Raw genomic sequence first — 17,561 nt, forward strand, 5'->3', positions numbered from 1 at the left:
CCCCAGGATTACAGCATCGCGGCACAAATTGCTGGGGCCGCGTTGCGGCCCTTTCGCGACACAAGGCCTGTGCCAGGCTTTAGATATGGACGGCGACCTTCAGTGCTTCCAGCGCCGGCTCGACCTGGATGCCCAGCGCTGCCCCCAGCTCCATTACCCGGGGTTGATGGGCGGGTTTGCGGTGATGATGTTTCTCGATACCGCGCTAGGCTGAGGCTGAACACCGGCCTGTGGGAGCGGCCTTGTGTCGCGAACGGGCCGCGNGCCCTTTCGCGACACAAGGCCGCTCCCACAATCGGGCCAGCTTTCAGAAATTGAGCAAGACAGTTGCTCCCACAATGAACCGTATCGGCGTTTAGCCCACCATCGGCACATGCCGCGGGTGGCTGCTGACCCGCTCCAGCCAGGCCCTTACCGCCGGGTACTCCGCCAGGTCGAAGCCGCCCTGCTGCGCCACATGGGTGTAGGCATACAACGCCACATCGGCAATCGAGTAGTGCTCACCCACCAGGTAAGGCGTCATCTGCAACTGTCGCTCCATCACCTTCAGCGCCTTGTAGCCGCCCTTGTGCAATTTGCGGTACTCGTCCAAGCGCTCGTCCGGCAGCCCCAGGTAGAACTGGATGAACCGCGCCACGGCAATGTACGGCTCATGGCTGTACTGCTCGAAAAACTGCCACTGCAGCACCTGGGTACGCAGGCGCGGCTCGCTGGGCAGGAACTCGCTGCCATCGGCCAGGAAGTTGAGAATGGCGTTGGACTCCCACAGGTAGCTACCGTCTTCCAGTTCCAGCACCGGTACCTTGCCGTTAGGGTTCATCGCCAGAAACTCGGGCGTTTCGGTCTCGCCCTTGAGGATGTCCACCGGGTGCCATTCATAGGGCCGGCCCAGCAGGCTCAACATGAGCTTGACCTTGTAACAGTTACCCGACTGGTAGTCGCCATAGACCTTGTACATCGACCCTCCCTGCAAAGCAGTTTCGCAATTGCGCCCAATATTTGGCGACTGTACGGCTAAAAGCAATGGCCGCTGTATGGCAAGGATCAACCTTGCTCGCTGTAGTCTGAAAAAACTGCTTACACCTTTACAAGGATTTTATTCATGACCGATGCCACTTCCGCACGCCTGCGGCCCCTGGCAGACACCGCCCCCTCGGCGGTGGTCGCCGGCTTCATTGCCATGCTCACCGGCTATACCAGTTCGCTGGTGTTGATGTTCCAGGCCGGCCAGGCGGCCGGGCTGACCACCGCGCAGATCTCGTCATGGATCTGGGCGCTGTCGATCGGCATGGCGGTATGCAGCATCGGCCTGTCGCTACGCTACCGCACACCGGTCACCGTCGCCTGGTCCACCCCCGGCGCGGCGCTGCTGATCACCAGCCTGGGTGGGGTCAGCTATGGCGAAGCCATTGGCGCCTACATTACCTGCGCCTTGCTGGTGCTGGTGTGCGGCCTGACCGGCAGCTTCGAGCGCCTGGTCAAACGCATCCCGGCCTCGCTGGCCTCGGCGCTGCTGGCGGGCATCCTGTTCAAGATCGGCAGCGAAATCTTCGTGGCCGCCCAGCACCGCACGCTGCTGGTGCTGGGCATGTTCTTCAGCTATCTGCTGGTCAAGCGCCTGTCGCCGCGTTATTGCGTGCTGGCCGCGCTGTTGGTGGGCACGGCATTGTCCGGCGCGTTGGGCCTGCTGGACTTCAGCGGCTTCCACCTAGAAGTGGCCAAGCCGGTGTGGACCACCCCAAGCTTCTCACTGGCGGCAACCATCAGCATCGGCATTCCGCTGTTCGTGGTGGCCATGACCTCACAGAACATGCCAGGCGTGGCCGTCCTGCGTGCCGACGGCTACCAGGTACCGGCCTCGCCGCTGATTTCGGCCACCGGCTTTGCCTCGCTGCTGCTGGCGCCGTTTGGCTCGCATGGGGTCAACCTGGCGGCGATCAGCGCGGCGATCTGCACCGGGCCGCATGCCCATGAAGACCCGGCCAAACGCTACACCGCGGCGGTGTGGTGCGGGATTTTCTACGGCATTGCCGGGGTGTTCGGCGCCACCTTGGCGGCACTGTTCGCGGCATTGCCGAAAGAACTGGTGCTGTCGATTGCGGCACTGGCCCTGTTTGGTTCGATCATGAACGGTTTGACCGTGGCCATGAGCGAGGCGCGTGAGCGGGAGGCCGCGGTGATCACCTTTATGGTGACCGCTTCGGGGCTGACCTTGTTCTCGATTGGTTCGGCGTTCTGGGGGATTGTGGCGGGGGTGTTGGCCTTGGTGATTCTTAACCCGCGCAGGGGGTGAGGGTTGTTGTTGCCTGGGGTGGCCTCTTCGCGGGTAAACCCGCTCCTACGACGGGAAATCACACAACCCGCGAATGGGCCGGCACAGGCAACGAGATTACAACCTGAAATGCCCCACCATGCCCTTCAAATCGGTGCCCAGCTGCGCCAGCTCGACACTGGACCGGGCATTGTCCTGCATCGCCAACGCCGCCTGGTCCGCACTGCCACGAATCTGCGTGACACTGCGGCTGATCTCTTCCGCCACCGAACTCTGCTGCTCGGCCGCTGCGGCAATCTGCTGGTTCATCTGCTGAATCAATGACACCGCTGCGGCAATGCTGCCCAGCGCACTTTCGGTTTGCAGTGCATCGGCCACGGCCAGCCGCACCAGCTCGGTACTGCCGCGGATCTGCGCCACTGACTGCTGGGCATTGCCGCGCAGGCTGGCCACCAAGGTCTCGATCTGCTCGGTGGATTGCCGGGTACGCCGCGCCAGGGCGCGCACTTCATCGGCCACCACGGCAAAGCCGCGCCCCTGCTCGCCGGCGCGGGCAGCCTCGATGGCGGCATTCAACGCCAGCAGGTTGGTTTGCTCGGCCACGCTCTTGATCACTTCCAGCACGTCACCAATGGTGTGGATTTCGGCACTGAGGCTGTCGATGCCGGCACTGGCAGCTTCTGCCGCCGACGCCAGCTGCTCGATGCGCTGCATGCTCTGGCGCACCACCTGCTGGCCGGTGTCGACCTTCTCGTCCGCCGCCTGGGCCGCCTGCGCCGCCTCCTCGGCATTGCGCGCCACATCGTGCACCGTGGCAGTCATCTGCTGCATGGCGGTCGCCACCTGTTCGGTTTCCTCCTTCTGGCTGCCCACCTCGCGGTTGGTCTGCTCAGTCACCGTCGACAACGCCTGGGCGCTGCCGGCCAATTGTTCGATGCCCTGCTGCAAGCCGCTGACAATGCCCGAGAGCCCCGCCGCCATCTGCTGCATGGCCTGCATCAGTTGCCCCACCTCATCCCGGCGCGGCGCCTGGGCGTCGAAGCCCAGCTCACCCGCCGCAATGCGCTGGGCACGGGCAATCACATGCTTCAACGGGCCGACCACAGCCCGGGTAATCAGCCAGGCCGCCAACACGCCTACAAGCAGCGCCAGCGCCGTCGCCAGGCCGATGGCCAAGGCATTACGCTGCAGCTCGCCCTGTAGGGCCTGCTCCTGCCCAAGATAGGCCTGGTCGACACGCCCGGTAACCCGCTCGGCGCTGGCTTGCAACTGCGCCTTGAGCCCCTGCTCGCGGGCCAGCTGGTCGGTGTATTCGTTGAGCTTTTCCGAGAAACTGCCAATGTGCCCAGCCACTTCGCCCAACACACTCTGATAACCGGCATCGCCAACCGCGCCTTGCAACTGGCTGACCAGGCCAGCGGCCTCCACCGTCTGGGCAATACGCTCCTGGCTCACACCCTCCTCGCCCTTGCGGCTTTTTTCCAGGCGTACCCGTGCTTCGTCCATGGCCTGCAGCATCAGCCGCGACACCTGGGCCACCTGCGCGGCTTGCTCCAGAAACTCGCCACCCTGCTGGCCCTGGGACTGCTTGAGGGTGTACACGCCGTCATCGGCCAGGCCGGCCTGCAGCACATCAAGGTTGTTGGACACGTTGGACACCGACCAGCTGGCCATGTCCAGCGCCAGCTCCTTGGCTTGCACGGCCTCGACAAAGGCTTCGAAGGCCTGGCCATAGGCCGCAAGATCGGTTTGCGCCGCCGCCAGCGCCGGCAGGCCTCGGGCGCGCTCCACCAAGCCCTGCAGGCCGCCACGCAAGGCGTCGGCCTGCTGCATGTCGGAGCGCAGGGCAAACGCCTGCTCGTGCTCGCGCAAACGCAGCAAGTCGGTATTGAACTGGGCCAGCTGACGCAAGCTGTCGAAGCGCTGGCCAACGCTGTGCAACGCCGCGACGCCGATAGCCGCCACCGCCAGTGTCAGCAGCAGCACCAAGGCAAAGCCCAGGCCAAGTTTGCGGGCCATGCCCAGGTTGGCCAGCACACCGTGCTTGCTCGCGCCCATCGCCGATCCCCTTTCAGCCAGTGAGGTTATCCCGAAGGCTAAGGGTGGCAACGTTATCTGCCAATGAACAAGGGGCTGACGTCAGAATAGTGTCAAATAGCTATGTCTTGTCGTTTTTGGCTGCAAAAGGGTCGCTTTCAGTGCCAGCTGTAAACGATATCACTAGGCCATCAATGATAGCCCGTCCCTCAACCTTCGGCCGCGCTTGGCCATATTAAATCGACGCAAGTAAAACATTCATTTATTCCAATCCACACTTTATTAATCACTCTTGACGCCATTAAATTTGCGCCAAAAGTGGGGTATTGAAATTTTTTTAAACACCCCTGCACACAATAAAAACGTCGCTATCGTGATCGGTAACTGGCCCGTTCTCCGGACCTGCAGTGCACCCTGGAGCTTGCAATGAAAACAGCCATATTTACTGCTGTGGTCACCCCGTTGCTGCTGTTTACTGTGCCAACCGTTGGCTATGCCGAAACTTCCACCGCCCCGTTGTTCACCCTTGGCTTACAAGGGAGCTACACCCAACTGGAACTCAACGGCCGTAATAATGAAACCGAAGATATGCCCGAAGGGGGCTTATTCCTCAACTACGGCAACAAGATGACGGCCACGCAAGGCCTTGTCTACCAGGCCGAGGCCAGTGGCATGTACTCGAAACAGCATGACCAGAAGCTCAAGGACGGCCAGGCCGACCTGGACCTGGGTTGGCGGTTGGCACTGGCCGAACGGCATTCTGTCGACCTGCTGCTGGGCGCCGGTTACAAATGGAACCGGTTGGAACCCAATACCAGCCGCCATGATGTCGACCTTACCAACCGCACGCCGTTCGCCAAGCTGGCGGCGGGTTACAATTACCGCTTCAATAATGCCACCTTGCGTTTCGAGGCGGGCATACGCCAGGTTATCAATGGCGATTCGCAATTGAAAATACATGGCATCAGCAACGAAGAGCTTGATTTGAAAGATACCACCAACCCCTTTGCCGAACTTAGTGTGCTGTTCAACCAACACGGTACTGTGCCGGTATACGCTTCGCTTTACTTCAGCCGCTACAACTATGAACTGGATGGGCAGTTCCGGATGACTGACTCGGACGAACAAACCCGTGACGAGTATGGCCTGAAAATAGGTGTCAGCTTTTAGCCGGGTGGCCGGCGGACTGCCCGGCTCGCTCAGAACGGTCTGGGCACGTCCATCCTGTCCATGCGCGACATAGTAGGCTTGGGCCTGGTGATCGCATTTGCCAGGGGCGGGCTTGCCCACGCAGCAGCCCGCACGGTATCCACTCAGATCGCCGTAGCCCCACCATCCACCGTCAGGCAATGCCCGGTGGTAAACGCTGCGCCGTCACTGCACAGGTACAGTACAGCGCTGGCGATTTCCTCGACCTTGCCAATGCGCCCCACCGGGTGCATGGCTGCGGCGAACTCGGCCTTGCGCGGGTCGGCCTGGTAGGCGCGGCGGAACATGTCGGTGTCGATCACAGCCGGGCACACGGCGTTCACGCGGATGCCCTTCTTGGCGTACTCGATGGCCGCCGACTTGGTCAGGCCGATGACGGCATGCTTGCTGGCGCTGTAGATGCTCATCTTTGGCGCCGCCCCAAGCCCCGCCACCGACGCGGTATTGACGATGGCCCCACCGCCCTGGGCCAGCAACAAGGGCAACTGATACTTCATGCACAACCACACGCCCTTCACGTTCACGCCCATGATCGCATCGAACTCCGCTTCACTGCCTTCGGCCAGGCGGTGTTGCTCAATCTCGATCCCCGCGTTGTTGAAGGCGTAGTCCAGCCGGCCGTAGGCGGCCATCAGGCGCTCATGCAACTGGCGCACCTCGGCGTCGCGGGTCACGTCGCAAGCAATGAACAGCGCTTCGCCGCCCGCCGCGTGGATCTGCGCCACGGTGGCCTCGCCGCCGACCGGGTCGAGGTCGGCCACCACCACTTTCATGCCCTCGTGGGCGAACGCCAGGGCGGTTGCCCGGCCGATGCCGGCACCCGCGCCGGTCACCAGGGCTACCTGGCCAGAAAAGGTCATGCTCATCGCGTGCTCCTGTGAGGGGTTGGGTGGGGTTCAGAGCATAGTCAGCCACCGCTCGGCCGGGCAGCATCATCACAGCAACGGTTGGGCTACCATGCTTGTCAGTGATTTTAAGGAACCGCCTTCATCAACAAGGTAGATTGAACGCCTTACGCCCTCCACAGCCCACAAGGACCCGCCATGACCCAGACCAACCGCCGCTTCCTGCTTGCCAAACGCCCGGTCGGCGCCGTGCGCCGTGACGACTTCAGCTTCGAGACCGTACCCGCCGAACAACCCGGCGAAGGCCAGGTACTGGTGCGCAACCTGTACCTGTCGCTGGACCCGGCCATGCGCGGCTGGATGAACGAAGGCAAGTCCTACATCCCGCCCGTGGCCCTGGGCCAGGTAATGCGTGCGCTGGGTGTAGGTGAAGTGGTTGCCTCCAATCACCCCGGCTACCAGCCCGGCGACCACGTGAGCGGCGCCCTCGGTGTGCAGGACTACTTCACCGGCGAGCCCCAGGGCCTGCACAAGATCGACCCCAAGCTGGCCCCCCTGCCCCGTTACCTGTCAGCCTTGGGCATGACCGGCATGACCGCCTACTTCGCCCTGCTGGAGGTCGGCCAACCCAAAGCTGGCGATACCGTGGTCATTTCCGGCGCGGCCGGTGCGGTGGGCAGCATTGTCGGGCAGATTGCCAAGATCAAAGGCTGCCGCGTGGTCGGCATTGCCGGCGGTGCCGAGAAGTGCCAGTACTTGAAGGACGAACTGGGCTTTGACGGCGTGATCGACTACAAGGCTGAAGACGTGCTGGCCGGCCTGAAGCGCGAATGCCCCAAAGGCGTGGACGTGTACTTCGACAACGTGGGCGGCGACATCCTCGATGCCGTGCTGACGCGCATCAACTTCAAGGCACGCATCGTGATTTGCGGCGCGATCAGCCAGTACAACAACAAAGAAGCGGTAAAAGGCCCGGCCAACTACCTGTCGCTGCTGGTGAACCGCGCGCGCATGGAAGGCTTTGTGGTGATGGATTACAGCAAAGACTACGGCAAAGCCGCGCTGGAGATTGCCGGCTGGCTGGCCAGCGGGCAGGTGAAGAGCAAAGAGGACGTGGTGGAAGGGCTGGAAACCTTCCCGGAGACCTTGTTGAAGCTGTTCAGCGGGGAGAATTTTGGCAAGTTGGTGTTGAAGGTTTAAACGCCACCGATGGCCCGACACAGGCCGTCGTAGGAGCGGGTTTACCCGCGAAAGGGCCGGTCCTGCGGGCCAATTTCCACAGGCCCTTCACCGTTGCCGCCGCCACCGTATTCGCGGGTAAACCCGCTCCTACACGGATCGGGGGTGCAGCCACATCAATGGTTCGACACAGGCATCGGTGGCCCGAAAGGGCCAGGCCTGCCGACCAATTTCCACCCGCCGTCCACCGTTGCCGCCGCCACCGTATTCGCGGGGGACACACAGCGGTGGCTCGGCACAGGCCGTTGTTGGACAGCCGCAGGTTAATTACCCACGAATCTCCGCCACCACCGCTGCCAACGCTTGCGCAGGGTCTGCAGCCTGGCTGATCGGCCGGCCAATCACCAGGTAGTCCGAACCGGCATCCAGTGCCTGACGCGGGGTGAGGATGCGGCGCTGGTCATCCTGCGCGCTGCCCGCCGGGCGAATGCCCGGGGTCACCAATTGCAACGATGGGTGCGCCGCCTTCAGTGCCGGGGCCTCGAGCGCCGAGCACACCAAACCGTCCATACCCGCTTTTTCCGCCAGCGCCGCCAAACGCAGCACTTGCTCTTGGGGGTCGACATCCAGGCCAATGCCGGCCAGGTCTTCACGCTCCATGCTGGTCAGCACGGTCACGCCAATCAGCAACGGCTGCGGGCCGCTGCGCTTGGCCAGCTCTTCACGGCAGGCCACCATCATGCGCAGGCCACCGGAGCAATGTACGTTGACCATCCACACGCCCATCTCGGCGGCAGCCTTTACCGCCATGGCGGTGGTGTTGGGAATGTCGTGGAACTTGAGGTCCAGGAACACTTCGAAGCCCTTGTCACACAGGGTTTCGACAATGCCCGAAGCGCTGCTGGTGAACAGCTCCTTGCCAACCTTCACCCGGCACAGCGCAGGGTCAAGCTGGTCAGCCAGCTTCAGGGCGGCCTCACGGGTAGGGAAATCCAGGGCGACGATCAGGGGCGTCTGGCAGGCGGACATGGGCAGGGTCTCTTGGCAAGTCGAAAACGGCGCGCATTGTAAACGAAGTGACGCAGGCTTTGGGGCCCGCAGGTCACGGAATTGGCCCTGCACGGCCTGGCACCTATAATTGAACCAACGGAACGGGCAATTGCTCAAAACTTATGTAACCGTTGCCCATGGCCCGATCTAAGGAGAACGACAATGCCCTGGTATGCCTGGCTGATACTCATCATAGCCCTCGGCTCGATTGTCGGCGGGTTGATGATGCTACGCGACACGGCCAAAAAACTGCCGCTGACCGAAGAGCAACTGCGCAAGGTACATGAGCGCAATGCCGAGGCGGATGCCAAGGACGCTCAAGACCGCTAAAACGCCCAGCCCTTCAGGCGCTGCGCCTGCGGGAGCGCGCCATTCCCGGCACACAAAGGCCGGGCCAGGGCATCACCCCGGCCCCTGCCCGCTTACTCCACCATCACCTTGTCCCGGTTGCGCTCCAGCAACGCATTGCCTATGCCCTTTATTTCCAGCAACTCATCCACTGAAGCAAACGGCCCATTGGCGTCGCGGTAGGCCACGATAGCCTCCGCCTTAGCCTTGCCAATGCCGTTCAGCTCCTTTTGCAGGGTGAGGGCATCTGCCGTGTTCAAGTCCAGCCTCGGCGCCTGCTGTGCCTGGGCCACCACCGGCACCGGTTCGGCCACTGCCATGGTGCTGGCCGGGGCGGCGCTAAGGGAGAACGACAAACTGGTGAACAGCGGCAGCAGCAGGTACGACAGAACGTTATTGCGCATGGTCAACACTCCTTGGGTTGGTCATTTTCCAGCAACCGCTTTCCTTCGGCTGCGCAACCAACCCTAGCGGGTAACCCGGCCGCAAAATACCCAACCACCCCGGCGAATGGTTACCGAATCGGTCAGCAAAACGCTCAACTTCGCCCACCCACCAACAGTGGCCGTTTCCTCCTCGCTCGGCCCCGGCCCTTGATGCACAAGACCACGGCCCTGTGCCTGTAGCCAAATCCCGGTTGGTTCGACGCCCACTGCCCACCAATGCCCGGCCATTCTCCTACAACGCCCGCCGAACAAGGCTCACCCCGTAAAGCAGCCGGCCGTGGCGGCTTCAAGCGCATCTGGAACATGGCGATACCAACGCCCCGCTCAACACCCCCGATCGATGTACAGGGCTTCCCCCGCGAATGCGGTGGCGGTTCGCGGGTAAACCCCCGCCGACAACGGTCGGCAATAACGGCGAAGCTACTTGCCTTGGGGTGCACACCCAGCACATCAGACTTTCCTGAAACCCTGCCCCACCTCTTCAGCTCGACAACCAAGCGAACTATCCTACGCGCCAGTCAGAAGCAGCTGAATTGTCGGGGAAATGCCCCAGGGATAACTTCACCGGGTCGCCCTGTTGGTGACCGGGTGTGAGAACTCGTTGTGCACTGCTGCTCTACTGTTCAATGGCAGCCATTCGCGGGCAGGCTTCGGCTTGGCCGGTTTCAGTGCATCGGTTTCTCACCCCGCGCAATGGCTGCCACCTTTGTCCGTGAGAAAGATCGAGGTGGTGAGTTCTAACAACGCACTGGAATCTCACCATGAAAAACAACAACCAATCCCCCCTCCTCACCGCAGGCATCGAAACCTTCCTCGAAGCCGGCAACCCCACCCTGGACCTGCTCCGCGTCCAACCCGGCATCCCCGTCGATGACGCCTATGAACACGTCTCCGTCCTGCTGGGCTACTGCAAGCACTTGGTACGCGAAGGTGACATGGAAGACGACCACAAGATGCTGGGCGCAGCGGACTACCTGCTGGCCACCGCAAAAGCCCTGATGAACGACATCGAGATTGCGAAAAACAGGCAGCACTGAAGGGAATGACGCGAGACCAGGCGAGGCTATGCCTCGCTTGCAGTCAGAAGAGATGGGCTTCATCAGGCCAGTCGTGGCGAGGGCAAACCACTGCATTGACCAAGCCCCCCACACTGTGGGCGCGGGCGCGCCCGCGAACACCGGCACCGCCGGTGGCATCCACCCCATGCCTACAGGATCACAGCCCCCACCCGCCGCTCAAATCTCACTGCGCGGATAAACACTGATAAAAGCCGAAATGGCAATCGCATCCCCATCATCCACCTTCACCCGCGGGCTCTGCCCCGAGCGTTTGATATCCGAGGCAAAATCAGCGGTCTTGAATGCCTGCTCAAGCTCGTCACCGCCCACCCCGGCATAAACGACCACCTGGGTACCGGTATTGTGCTTTTGCAGGGGCAGCTGCTTGATCTGAACCTGCACCCCCGCCTTGGTCAGCGCAACGGCAATTTCCTTGGCAAAGCGCACAGCTTCCTTGTCATCCTTGTGGATATTCAGTAACACCACCGGCGCCAGCGTCTTAGCCTTCAGCTCGCCCGCCAATGCCTTGAACGCATCATGCGCCTGCGGCGTCAGCGCTCTGGGCTTCAGGCTGGCCTCCAGCTTCAACCGCTGGGCCTTCTCACGTTCCAGTTCGGCCCTGAGCGCATCGTTCTGCTCAATGAGTTGTTCGATCTCCAGCCTGGCCTGCACGTCCGACTCGTGGACGACAGTAACCGCCTGCGCCCCACGGGAAACGGTCACTTCGGCTTGCTGGTTTTTTACATCCGAGGTCATATGGGCAATGATCATCGCACTGGCGGCGATCAGCGCAGCGATTACCGCAGTGGCAGAGGCTATGGCATGGATAAGGCTGGCTGCGTCTGCTGAAATATCAGGCATAAACAACTTCTTGAAGTTAGGGGTGTTCATCGGGCGGATGCTCTGGTGCGGATACAAGTCAAGCCAAGAAGGCTAGTGAGTCCTGGCAGAGTGCGATAATTTTTCGGGTTTTGCTGGAAAACACAAATACTCCACCAATGTTGCATGCCACACTGCGCCCTCTACGCTCCCTCTAGTGAATAAACCCAGCGGCCGCGCAAGGACAATGTCGGCTGTTGCCCACTCGCATTCGCGCTGCGCCCCTTCGGAAGTGGACCTGCCTGGCAGCCCTATCAGCCATCACGCAGTTTAATCAGTGGATCTCCCTTAATAGCCTCAGAAGACTTAAGGCTGGTAAGGCGTGAAAACTATCGCGTGGGGTTACAGACTTGATCTGAGAAAGCGATACATCCTCTTACGCGCCAAAAGAGAACCGTACAATGCCGCTCAGGGTGAACAAATAAAATTTTGTACTCAGCTGCGCTCCTTTTGACCTCATCGGTTACCTACGTGAGTGGCCTCACTTAAATATTCACGCCCTGCGTAACCTCATAACAAGGAATCATGAACTAGACAAGTAGCCCCTCATCCTTCCCTATATTGCTTCAGCATGCCCTCAACCAGCCGCAGCCCCCCTGCGCGTAGCGGCACAACGCCAGTTATCCCGTAAGGCTGGCAACCTGACGCGATCTGCTGTATCTATGATGCCCTTTCGACCCGGGGAGAAGGCTGTGGAGTGGTACGAGTCGCTTTTTTTGCAAATGTGTAGTCATGTTCTAACCCAGTCCAAGATGGCAAATCGCCGCGGACTCACTGGGGCTTTGACTATGGACACCCCATCGACTCGCGATCTGGTGGAGAGTTACGAGCGTAATGTGGCAGTAGCGTTCAGCGCAGCAGAAATGAAAGACCATCTTTCACAAGGTGCAAACTGCGTGGTCCTGATCATTGTGAAAGAGCACCAATTTCAGAATTTCTTGACCGATATCAACCGTCAGCAAGAGGTCGTCTTGAGTGCCACATTGCGTACGGATGCCCGATCCACCGAGTTTGCCAATTACCATGTCGACATCGCGATTATCCGACCCACCTCGTCAGGCCCCATGGACATCGCTCACTAAAACATGACGTTCGTTATAGCCCCTAACGCCGGGCAAGCGCCGCTTACACTCATCTTCCGAAAGTGTAGGCGGCAGAAATTGCAGCGCTCACCTGGCGGCGCCCTGAGCATCCTATGAAAACTCCAGCTATGATGCCCCCGGGCCCTGATCGATGTGCAAAGCGACGGCTCATTCAGGGTGAGTAGCCCCCTCGCCTGCATCATGGACCTGAACGCTCGTGGCAATAACCAAGCCATGGCTTTTACAAGCTGGCTCCACCTGCCTCAACGAGGTAGCGCAGCAAAACTCATGCGGCTAATCATTTTGCCCATCATCACCTTCTTGACGGCGCCTTCAGTCGGCACCGCATATGACGAAGGATTGCTCATCAGCCTTTAAAGCACTCCAGGCTGCAGCAGCAAAGCCCAAAGCGTTGACGCAGCCAGCAAGATATAGAAAAGTCTGTGGTAAGGGAGCGCTCCCCCGGCCCAGAACATCCCCGAGAGCATCACCAACCAGCCCAACGGTAGAAGGTAACTGTGGGCCTGTCCTGTGTCGCGGAATCGACTAATACATCGGTCGACCTCTGACTTTCTTGATAGAAAGGGTGAGGTTCACTGGCTGTCTATAGGGTGATGCCGTAACATAGGATTGTGAATATCACGCTTTACGCAAAAGGTCTTTGTTTACTGGCCATTTGACACTCAGTTACGAAATTTCTACCAAGATCGCACCGCGTGTCAGCGCCAGCTTTGCGATCTGGATGCCAACCTTCACCCGGCACAGCACAGGATCTAACTGCTCAGCCAGCCTCAGAGGGGTCTCGGCAGGCGGACACGAGCAGGGGCCCTTAGCTAGTCGAAATAGGCAAGCCGTGTAACCCACTTTGCGCATGCTTTGGAGCCAGCGGGTCACGAAAATGACCGAGCGCTGTGGCATCGCCGAGCGCCTGGGAATATGATGTGATCATCACTTAAAGATGACTATCATACTTCGGCTAGTGAAGCCGGCAGGATTAATACCGAACAAATAATCCCCAGCCTCCTCCTCGGTATCACCGGACCGCGCTACAACGCGGTATCCTCGTGTACTACAGGAGACCTCAGCTCTCTGGTAACAGCGGTCCCATGACGAAGATAGGCCTGAACAGTTGATGTGAACGCCTGTCTTACCTCTCACCGTCTTCATTTCCGAGGACGCAGCGCATCCGGTAAGGGCAATTGCAGCGATTAGCAGAAGTGCATTGTACATTCAGATCCTCTAGTCACAACTGGGACTGAGCCCCATCCAAGAGCATTAGCACTTGGATGGATGACAAAATCTGCGAATTACCTACCCTGTTGACTGTACCACCTCTGCGTCGAAATGCGGCCTGCTATTCACCGCCATGATGCGCTAGTGTTTCCGGCGACCACCAGCTCCGCTCGGACGCCCCTCCCGCCGGGCCAGTATCAAGCAGGGTCAGCCACGGTGTTTACCACGAAAGTAATTGATCAGGCCTTGGGTGGAACCGTCTTCGGCGCTGTCTTCCAGGCTACCGACCAAGCGCTGGTAAACGCCCTTGCCCAGTTCCTTGCCCAGCTCGACGCCCCACTGATCGAAGGCGTTGATACCCCAGATAACGCTCTGTACGAACACCTTGTGCTCGTACATGGCCACCAGCGCACCCAGCCGGCGCGGGCTGATGCGCTCGACCACCAACGTGTTGCTCGGGCGGTTACCCGGGATCACCTTGTGCGGGGCCAGCTTTTCGATGTCTGCTTCGTTGAGGCCTTTAGCGCGCAATTCGGCTTCAGCTTCCTCGCGGGTTTTGCCCAGCATCAGCGCCTGGCTCTGCGACAGGCAGTTGGCGTACAGCCACTGGTGGTGGTCGGCCACCGGGTTGAAGCTCACCACCGGCACGATGAAGTCGGCCGGAATCAGCTGGGTGCCCTGGTGCAGCAACTGGTGGTAGGCATGCTGGCCGTTGCAGCCCACGCCGCCCCAGATCACCGGCCCGGTGTCGGTCTTCACCGGGGTACCGTCTTGCAGCACGCTCTTGCCGTTGGATTCCATGTCCAGCTGCTGCAGGTGCTTGGTGATGTTGCGCAGGTAGTGGTCGTACGGCAGGATCGCGTGGCTGTTCGCGTCCCAGAAGTTGCCATACCACACGCCCAGCAGGGCCAGTAGCACCGGCATGTTCTTGTCGAACGGTGCGGTCTGGAAGTGCTGGTCCATGGTGTAGGCACCGGACAGCAGTTCCTTGAAGTTGGCAGTGCCGATGGCCAGGGCGATCGGCAAGCCGATCGCCGACCACAGCGAGTAGCGCCCGCCCACCCAGTCCCACATCGGGAAGATGTTTTCTTCGCGGATACCGAACGCTACAGCAGCGGCCTTGTTGCTGGAAACTGCAATGAAATGGCGGTACAGCTCGGCTTCCGAGCCGCCTTGGGCCAGGTACCAGGTACGCGCGGCCATGGCGTTTTTCAGCGTCTCGAGGGTGTTGAACGACTTCGACGAGACGATGAACAGGGTGGTTTCGGCGCGCAGGTTGGCCGACAGCTCGTGGAACTCGCTGCCGTCGATATTGGCCAGGTAGTGGCAGCGCACGCCGCGCTGGGCATAGGGTAGCAGCGCTTCGGACACCAGCTCGGGGCCCAGGAACGAACCGCCAATGCCAATGTTGACCACGTCGGTGATCGGCTTTTCGCTGTAGCCGCGCCACAGGCCATCGTGAATGCGRCCRACCAGTTCGGTAATCTGGTTGAGCACCTTGTGCACTTCCGGCATGACGTTCACGCCGTTGACGCTGAGTTTGTCACCTACGGGCCGGCGCAAGGCGGTGTGAAGCACCGGGCGGCCTTCGGAGGCGTTGATGATCTCACCGCTGAACATCGACTTGATGGCGTCTTGCAGGCCCACTTCATTGGCCAGGCTGACCAGCAGGTCGCGGCTTTGCTCAGTGATCAGGTTTTTTGAGTAGTCGAGGAACAGGCCGCAAGCGCTAAGGGAAAACTGGTCGAAGCGCTTGGCATCGGCGGCGAAGGCTTCGCGCATGCTAAAGCTTTGCATGGCGTCGCGGTGTTTCTGAAGCGCCTGCCAGGCGGGCAGGGCCGTCACATCGTGGGGTGTACGGTAATACGCCATTGCGCGGGGTTCCCTTGGTGCGTGGTGAGGGCTTGGACACGGCAGTCGTTGCCGGGTTCAGGCTGGCACCATTATAGGCAAAGGCCACGTGCTGGGAATGGGTATGGCAGGGGGATTTTGGTGGGGCATTGCAAGCAAGCCCGCCCCTACAGGTAAACGTGCAGGAGCGGGCTTGCCCGCGAATGGGCTGTAAGGCAGCCCAGGACCGTTATGCGGTCTTCTCTTCCACATGCAGGTAGAGGTTGTCGATCAACCGTGTGTTACCCAGGTAAGCCGCCGCAATCACCACCAGGTCTCGATCATCGATCATTGCCGGGCGCAAGCTTACGGCATGGCGTACTTCCAGGTAATCCGGGCGGAAACCCGCTGCGCTCAGTTGCGCCTGGCCTTCAGCGACCAGCGCGGCAAAATCCCGCTGTCCACGGCTGATGCCCGCTGCAATGTGCTGCAGTGTGCGGTACAGCGCTGGCGCAACAGTACGCTGCTCTGGCGTGAGGTAGCCATTGCGCGACGACAGCGCCAAGCCGTCTTCGGCACGCACGGTGGGTTCACCGATGATCTGGATCGGCATGTTCAGGTCGCGCACCATGGCGCGGATCACCGCCAACTGCTGATAGTCCTTCTCGCCGAACACGGCAAGGTCTGGCTGGACCATGTTGAAGAGCTTGTTGACCACGGTGGCCACGCCCTCGAAATGCCCAGGCCGGCTGGCGCCGCACAGGCCTTCGGAAAGCTGGGGCACGCTGACGCGTGTTTGCACGCTCATGCCGTCGGGGTACATCTCTTCCACGGTGGGCGCGAACAGCAGGTTGCAGCCGGCCTGCACCAGGCGCTCCTGGTCGGCTGCCAGGGTGCGTGGGTATTTGTCGAGGTCTTCGTTGGCGCCGAACTGCAGCGGGTTGACGAAGACACTGGCGACCACGAAGTCGGCGCGCTGGGCAGCCTTGGTCACCAAGGCTGCATGGCCGCTGTGCAGGTTGCCCATGGTCGGCACGAAACCGATGCGTTTGCCCTCACCGCGCGCGCGGGCCACTGCCGCGCGCAGTTCGCGGACGGTCTTGACTGTATTCATGCACTGAACCCGTGTTCGCTGCCTGGGAAACTGACTTGCTTGACCGCCTCGACGTAAGCGACGAGGGCGCTATGGATATCCGGTTGGCCCTGCATGAAGTTCTTCACGAACTTCGGTACCCGGCCGCTCAGCGACAGGCCGAGCATGTCGTGCAGTACCAGTACCTGGCCATCGGTGGCGCTGCCGGCGCCAATGCCGATTACCGGGATGCCAACGGCATTGGTGATTTCCGCTGCCAGCTCGCTGGGTACGCACTCGAGCAGCAGCATGGCCGCACCGGCCTGTTCCAGGGCAATGGCGTCGGCGCGCATCTGCCGGGCCTGGGCCTCCTGGCGGCCCTGCACTTTGTAGCCGCCCAGCACGTTGACGGTTTGCGGGGTCAGGCCCATGTGCGCGCACACCGGCACACCACGCTCGGCCAGCAAGCGGATGGTTTCGGCCAGCCAGGCTGCGCCTTCGATCTTGACCATGTGGGCGCCGGCCTGCATCAGCGTGGCGCTGTTGGCAAAGGCCTGCTCCGGCGTGGCGTGGGCCATGAACGGCAGGTCGGTGAGGATCAGCGCGCCGTCGTTGCCGCGTTTGACGCTGGCGGTGTGGTAGGCCATCTCCGCCGTGGTGACCGGCAAGGTGCTGTCGTGGCCCTGCAGGACCATTCCCAGCGAGTCGCCCACCAGCAACACTTCAACGCCGGCCTGGCTGGCGGCCTTGGCGAAGGTCGCGTCGTAGCAGGTCAGCATGGTGATTTTTTCACCCTTGGCCTTGAGGCCGTTAAGGGTGGTAAGGGTTACTTCAGGCATGTAGGAAATTCCTCGTTCAGGCGCTGTAAAAAACGACTGCATTCAACGCGTGTAGTCATCTTCCGGAGCGGCACATCATCGCGCGTGATGTTCGGGCACAGGTCCGTCCGGGCCTAAATACGGGTATGCGGCACTTTGGTGCCACACGGGACGCCTATAGTCGTGAGCGAGGTGGGGGAAGT

Annotated in this window: 17 protein-coding genes and 1 pseudogene; 7 read left to right on the forward strand and 11 right to left on the reverse strand. The window is 60.9% G+C overall.

The window, feature by feature from the left end:
* Positions 1-85 precede the first annotated feature (85 nt).
* Positions 86-214: a hypothetical protein gene (locus ACTJJN_RS18010; RefSeq protein ID WP_259536755.1), complete on the forward strand. Its 129-nt coding sequence runs from the start codon at positions 86-88 to the stop codon at positions 212-214.
* A 141-nt stretch (positions 215-355) separates the two neighbouring features.
* On the opposite strand, the gene ACTJJN_RS18015 is transcribed toward ACTJJN_RS18010, so the two are convergent.
* The gene (locus tag ACTJJN_RS18015; RefSeq protein ID WP_003252786.1) at positions 356-958 is read right to left on the reverse strand and encodes a glutathione S-transferase family protein; all 603 of its coding nucleotides are present in this window, start codon (positions 956-958) and stop codon (positions 356-358) included.
* Positions 959-1,102: 144 nt separating this feature from the next.
* Between ACTJJN_RS18015 and ACTJJN_RS18020 the strand changes: the two genes are divergently transcribed.
* Positions 1,103-2,293 (forward strand): benzoate/H(+) symporter BenE family transporter, encoded by a 1,191-nt coding sequence (locus ACTJJN_RS18020; RefSeq protein ID WP_221100880.1) that lies wholly within the window; start codon positions 1,103-1,105, stop codon positions 2,291-2,293.
* Positions 2,294-2,389: 96 nt separating this feature from the next.
* Here ACTJJN_RS18020 and ACTJJN_RS18025 read toward each other — a convergent pair whose 3' ends face one another.
* Complete coding sequence (locus tag ACTJJN_RS18025; RefSeq protein ID WP_371264248.1) at positions 2,390-3,271, reverse strand: methyl-accepting chemotaxis protein; 882 nt, start codon at positions 3,269-3,271, stop codon at positions 2,390-2,392.
* A 27-nt stretch (positions 3,272-3,298) separates the two neighbouring features.
* Positions 3,299-4,330, reverse strand: a pseudogene (locus ACTJJN_RS18030) (methyl-accepting chemotaxis protein); the annotation flags it as partial.
* Positions 4,331-4,735: 405 nt separating this feature from the next.
* On the opposite strand from ACTJJN_RS18030, the gene ACTJJN_RS18035 reads away from it, so the two are divergent.
* Positions 4,736-5,479: a hypothetical protein gene (locus ACTJJN_RS18035; protein ID WP_440781481.1), complete on the forward strand. Its 744-nt coding sequence runs from the start codon at positions 4,736-4,738 to the stop codon at positions 5,477-5,479.
* Positions 5,480-5,622: 143 nt separating this feature from the next.
* Here ACTJJN_RS18035 and ACTJJN_RS18040 read toward each other — a convergent pair whose 3' ends face one another.
* Positions 5,623-6,384 carry an SDR family oxidoreductase gene (locus ACTJJN_RS18040; RefSeq protein ID WP_003252780.1) on the reverse strand — a complete coding sequence of 254 codons (762 nt, stop codon included), beginning with the start codon at positions 6,382-6,384 and terminating at the stop codon, positions 5,623-5,625.
* Between the two features lie 177 nt (positions 6,385-6,561).
* On the opposite strand from ACTJJN_RS18040, the gene ACTJJN_RS18045 reads away from it, so the two are divergent.
* Positions 6,562-7,563: an NADP-dependent oxidoreductase gene (locus ACTJJN_RS18045; protein ID WP_003252767.1), complete on the forward strand. Its 1,002-nt coding sequence runs from the start codon at positions 6,562-6,564 to the stop codon at positions 7,561-7,563.
* A gap of 306 nt (positions 7,564-7,869) precedes the next feature.
* Here the strand turns inward: ACTJJN_RS18045 and pyrF are convergent, their stop codons facing one another.
* Positions 7,870-8,571 carry an orotidine-5'-phosphate decarboxylase gene (gene pyrF, locus ACTJJN_RS18050; RefSeq protein WP_003252765.1) on the reverse strand — a complete coding sequence of 234 codons (702 nt, stop codon included), beginning with the start codon at positions 8,569-8,571 and terminating at the stop codon, positions 7,870-7,872.
* A gap of 183 nt (positions 8,572-8,754) precedes the next feature.
* On the opposite strand from pyrF, the gene ACTJJN_RS18055 reads away from it, so the two are divergent.
* On the forward strand, positions 8,755-8,922 hold the full coding sequence (locus ACTJJN_RS18055) for a DUF2897 family protein (RefSeq protein WP_003252762.1): 168 nt from the start codon (positions 8,755-8,757) through the stop codon (positions 8,920-8,922).
* A 92-nt stretch (positions 8,923-9,014) separates the two neighbouring features.
* On the opposite strand, the gene ACTJJN_RS18060 is transcribed toward ACTJJN_RS18055, so the two are convergent.
* Complete coding sequence (locus tag ACTJJN_RS18060; RefSeq protein ID WP_440781482.1) at positions 9,015-9,344, reverse strand: ComEA family DNA-binding protein; 330 nt, start codon at positions 9,342-9,344, stop codon at positions 9,015-9,017.
* Between the two features lie 803 nt (positions 9,345-10,147).
* On the opposite strand from ACTJJN_RS18060, the gene ACTJJN_RS18065 reads away from it, so the two are divergent.
* A complete protein-coding gene (locus tag ACTJJN_RS18065) occupies positions 10,148-10,423 on the forward strand; it encodes a DUF3077 domain-containing protein (protein WP_003252758.1) in 276 nt (91 codons plus the stop codon).
* Positions 10,424-10,621: 198 nt separating this feature from the next.
* Here the strand turns inward: ACTJJN_RS18065 and ACTJJN_RS18070 are convergent, their stop codons facing one another.
* Entirely contained in the window at positions 10,622-11,305 is a 684-nt protein-coding gene (locus ACTJJN_RS18070; RefSeq protein WP_440781483.1) for a hypothetical protein, read from the reverse strand.
* A gap of 806 nt (positions 11,306-12,111) precedes the next feature.
* Between ACTJJN_RS18070 and ACTJJN_RS18075 the strand changes: the two genes are divergently transcribed.
* The gene (locus ACTJJN_RS18075; RefSeq protein WP_223279208.1) at positions 12,112-12,405 is read left to right on the forward strand and encodes a hypothetical protein; all 294 of its coding nucleotides are present in this window, start codon (positions 12,112-12,114) and stop codon (positions 12,403-12,405) included.
* 948 nt (positions 12,406-13,353) lie between these two features.
* Here ACTJJN_RS18075 and ACTJJN_RS18080 read toward each other — a convergent pair.
* The 4 genes from ACTJJN_RS18080 to panB form a co-directional block, all read right to left on the reverse strand.
* Entirely contained in the window at positions 13,354-13,635 is a 282-nt protein-coding gene (locus ACTJJN_RS18080; RefSeq protein ID WP_440781484.1) for a hypothetical protein, read from the reverse strand.
* A gap of 210 nt (positions 13,636-13,845) precedes the next feature.
* A complete protein-coding gene (gene pgi / locus ACTJJN_RS18085) occupies positions 13,846-15,510 on the reverse strand; it encodes a glucose-6-phosphate isomerase (protein WP_440781485.1) in 1,665 nt (554 codons plus the stop codon).
* A gap of 208 nt (positions 15,511-15,718) precedes the next feature.
* The gene (panC, locus tag ACTJJN_RS18090; RefSeq protein ID WP_440781486.1) at positions 15,719-16,582 is read right to left on the reverse strand and encodes a pantoate--beta-alanine ligase; all 864 of its coding nucleotides are present in this window, start codon (positions 16,580-16,582) and stop codon (positions 15,719-15,721) included.
* Positions 16,579-17,379 (reverse strand): 3-methyl-2-oxobutanoate hydroxymethyltransferase, encoded by an 801-nt coding sequence (panB, locus tag ACTJJN_RS18095; protein WP_003249992.1) that lies wholly within the window; start codon positions 17,377-17,379, stop codon positions 16,579-16,581. The genes panC and panB overlap by 4 nt, the downstream gene beginning before the upstream one ends.
* Between the last annotated feature and the right edge of the window lie 182 nt (positions 17,380-17,561).

It is taken from the genome of Pseudomonas sp. 22515 (assembly GCF_052044625.1).
Taxonomy (GTDB): domain Bacteria; phylum Pseudomonadota; class Gammaproteobacteria; order Pseudomonadales; family Pseudomonadaceae; genus Aquipseudomonas; species Aquipseudomonas alloputida.

What these genes read in the sequence shown, in the direction of transcription:
- ACTJJN_RS18040 (WP_003252780.1), bottom strand. Translation starts at nt 6,384, where the DNA reads ATGAGCATGACCTTTTCTGGCCAGGTAGCCCTGGTGACCGGCGCGGGT.
- ACTJJN_RS18065 (WP_003252758.1), top strand. Translation starts at nt 10,148, where the DNA reads ATGAAAAACAACAACCAATCCCCCCTCCTCACCGCAGGCATCGAAACC.
- ACTJJN_RS18015 (WP_003252786.1), bottom strand. Translation starts at nt 958, where the DNA reads ATGTACAAGGTCTATGGCGACTACCAGTCGGGTAACTGTTACAAGGTC.
- ACTJJN_RS18020 (WP_221100880.1), top strand. Translation starts at nt 1,103, where the DNA reads ATGACCGATGCCACTTCCGCACGCCTGCGGCCCCTGGCAGACACCGCC.
- ACTJJN_RS18080 (WP_440781484.1), bottom strand. Translation starts at nt 13,635, where the DNA reads ATGTACAATGCACTTCTGCTAATCGCTGCAATTGCCCTTACCGGATGC.
- ACTJJN_RS18045 (WP_003252767.1), top strand. Translation starts at nt 6,562, where the DNA reads ATGACCCAGACCAACCGCCGCTTCCTGCTTGCCAAACGCCCGGTCGGC.
- ACTJJN_RS18060 (WP_440781482.1), bottom strand. Translation starts at nt 9,344, where the DNA reads ATGCGCAATAACGTTCTGTCGTACCTGCTGCTGCCGCTGTTCACCAGT.
- ACTJJN_RS18070 (WP_440781483.1), bottom strand. Translation starts at nt 11,305, where the DNA reads ATGCCTGATATTTCAGCAGACGCAGCCAGCCTTATCCATGCCATAGCC.
- panC (WP_440781486.1), bottom strand. Translation starts at nt 16,582, where the DNA reads ATGAATACAGTCAAGACCGTCCGCGAACTGCGCGCGGCAGTGGCCCGC.
- ACTJJN_RS18075 (WP_223279208.1), top strand. Translation starts at nt 12,112, where the DNA reads ATGGACACCCCATCGACTCGCGATCTGGTGGAGAGTTACGAGCGTAAT.
- pyrF (WP_003252765.1), bottom strand. Translation starts at nt 8,571, where the DNA reads ATGTCCGCCTGCCAGACGCCCCTGATCGTCGCCCTGGATTTCCCTACC.
- ACTJJN_RS18010 (WP_259536755.1), top strand. Translation starts at nt 86, where the DNA reads ATGGACGGCGACCTTCAGTGCTTCCAGCGCCGGCTCGACCTGGATGCC.
- ACTJJN_RS18025 (WP_371264248.1), bottom strand. Translation starts at nt 3,271, where the DNA reads ATGCAGGCCATGCAGCAGATGGCGGCGGGGCTCTCGGGCATTGTCAGC.
- panB (WP_003249992.1), bottom strand. Translation starts at nt 17,379, where the DNA reads ATGCCTGAAGTAACCCTTACCACCCTTAACGGCCTCAAGGCCAAGGGT.
- ACTJJN_RS18035 (WP_440781481.1), top strand. Translation starts at nt 4,736, where the DNA reads ATGAAAACAGCCATATTTACTGCTGTGGTCACCCCGTTGCTGCTGTTT.
- ACTJJN_RS18055 (WP_003252762.1), top strand. Translation starts at nt 8,755, where the DNA reads ATGCCCTGGTATGCCTGGCTGATACTCATCATAGCCCTCGGCTCGATT.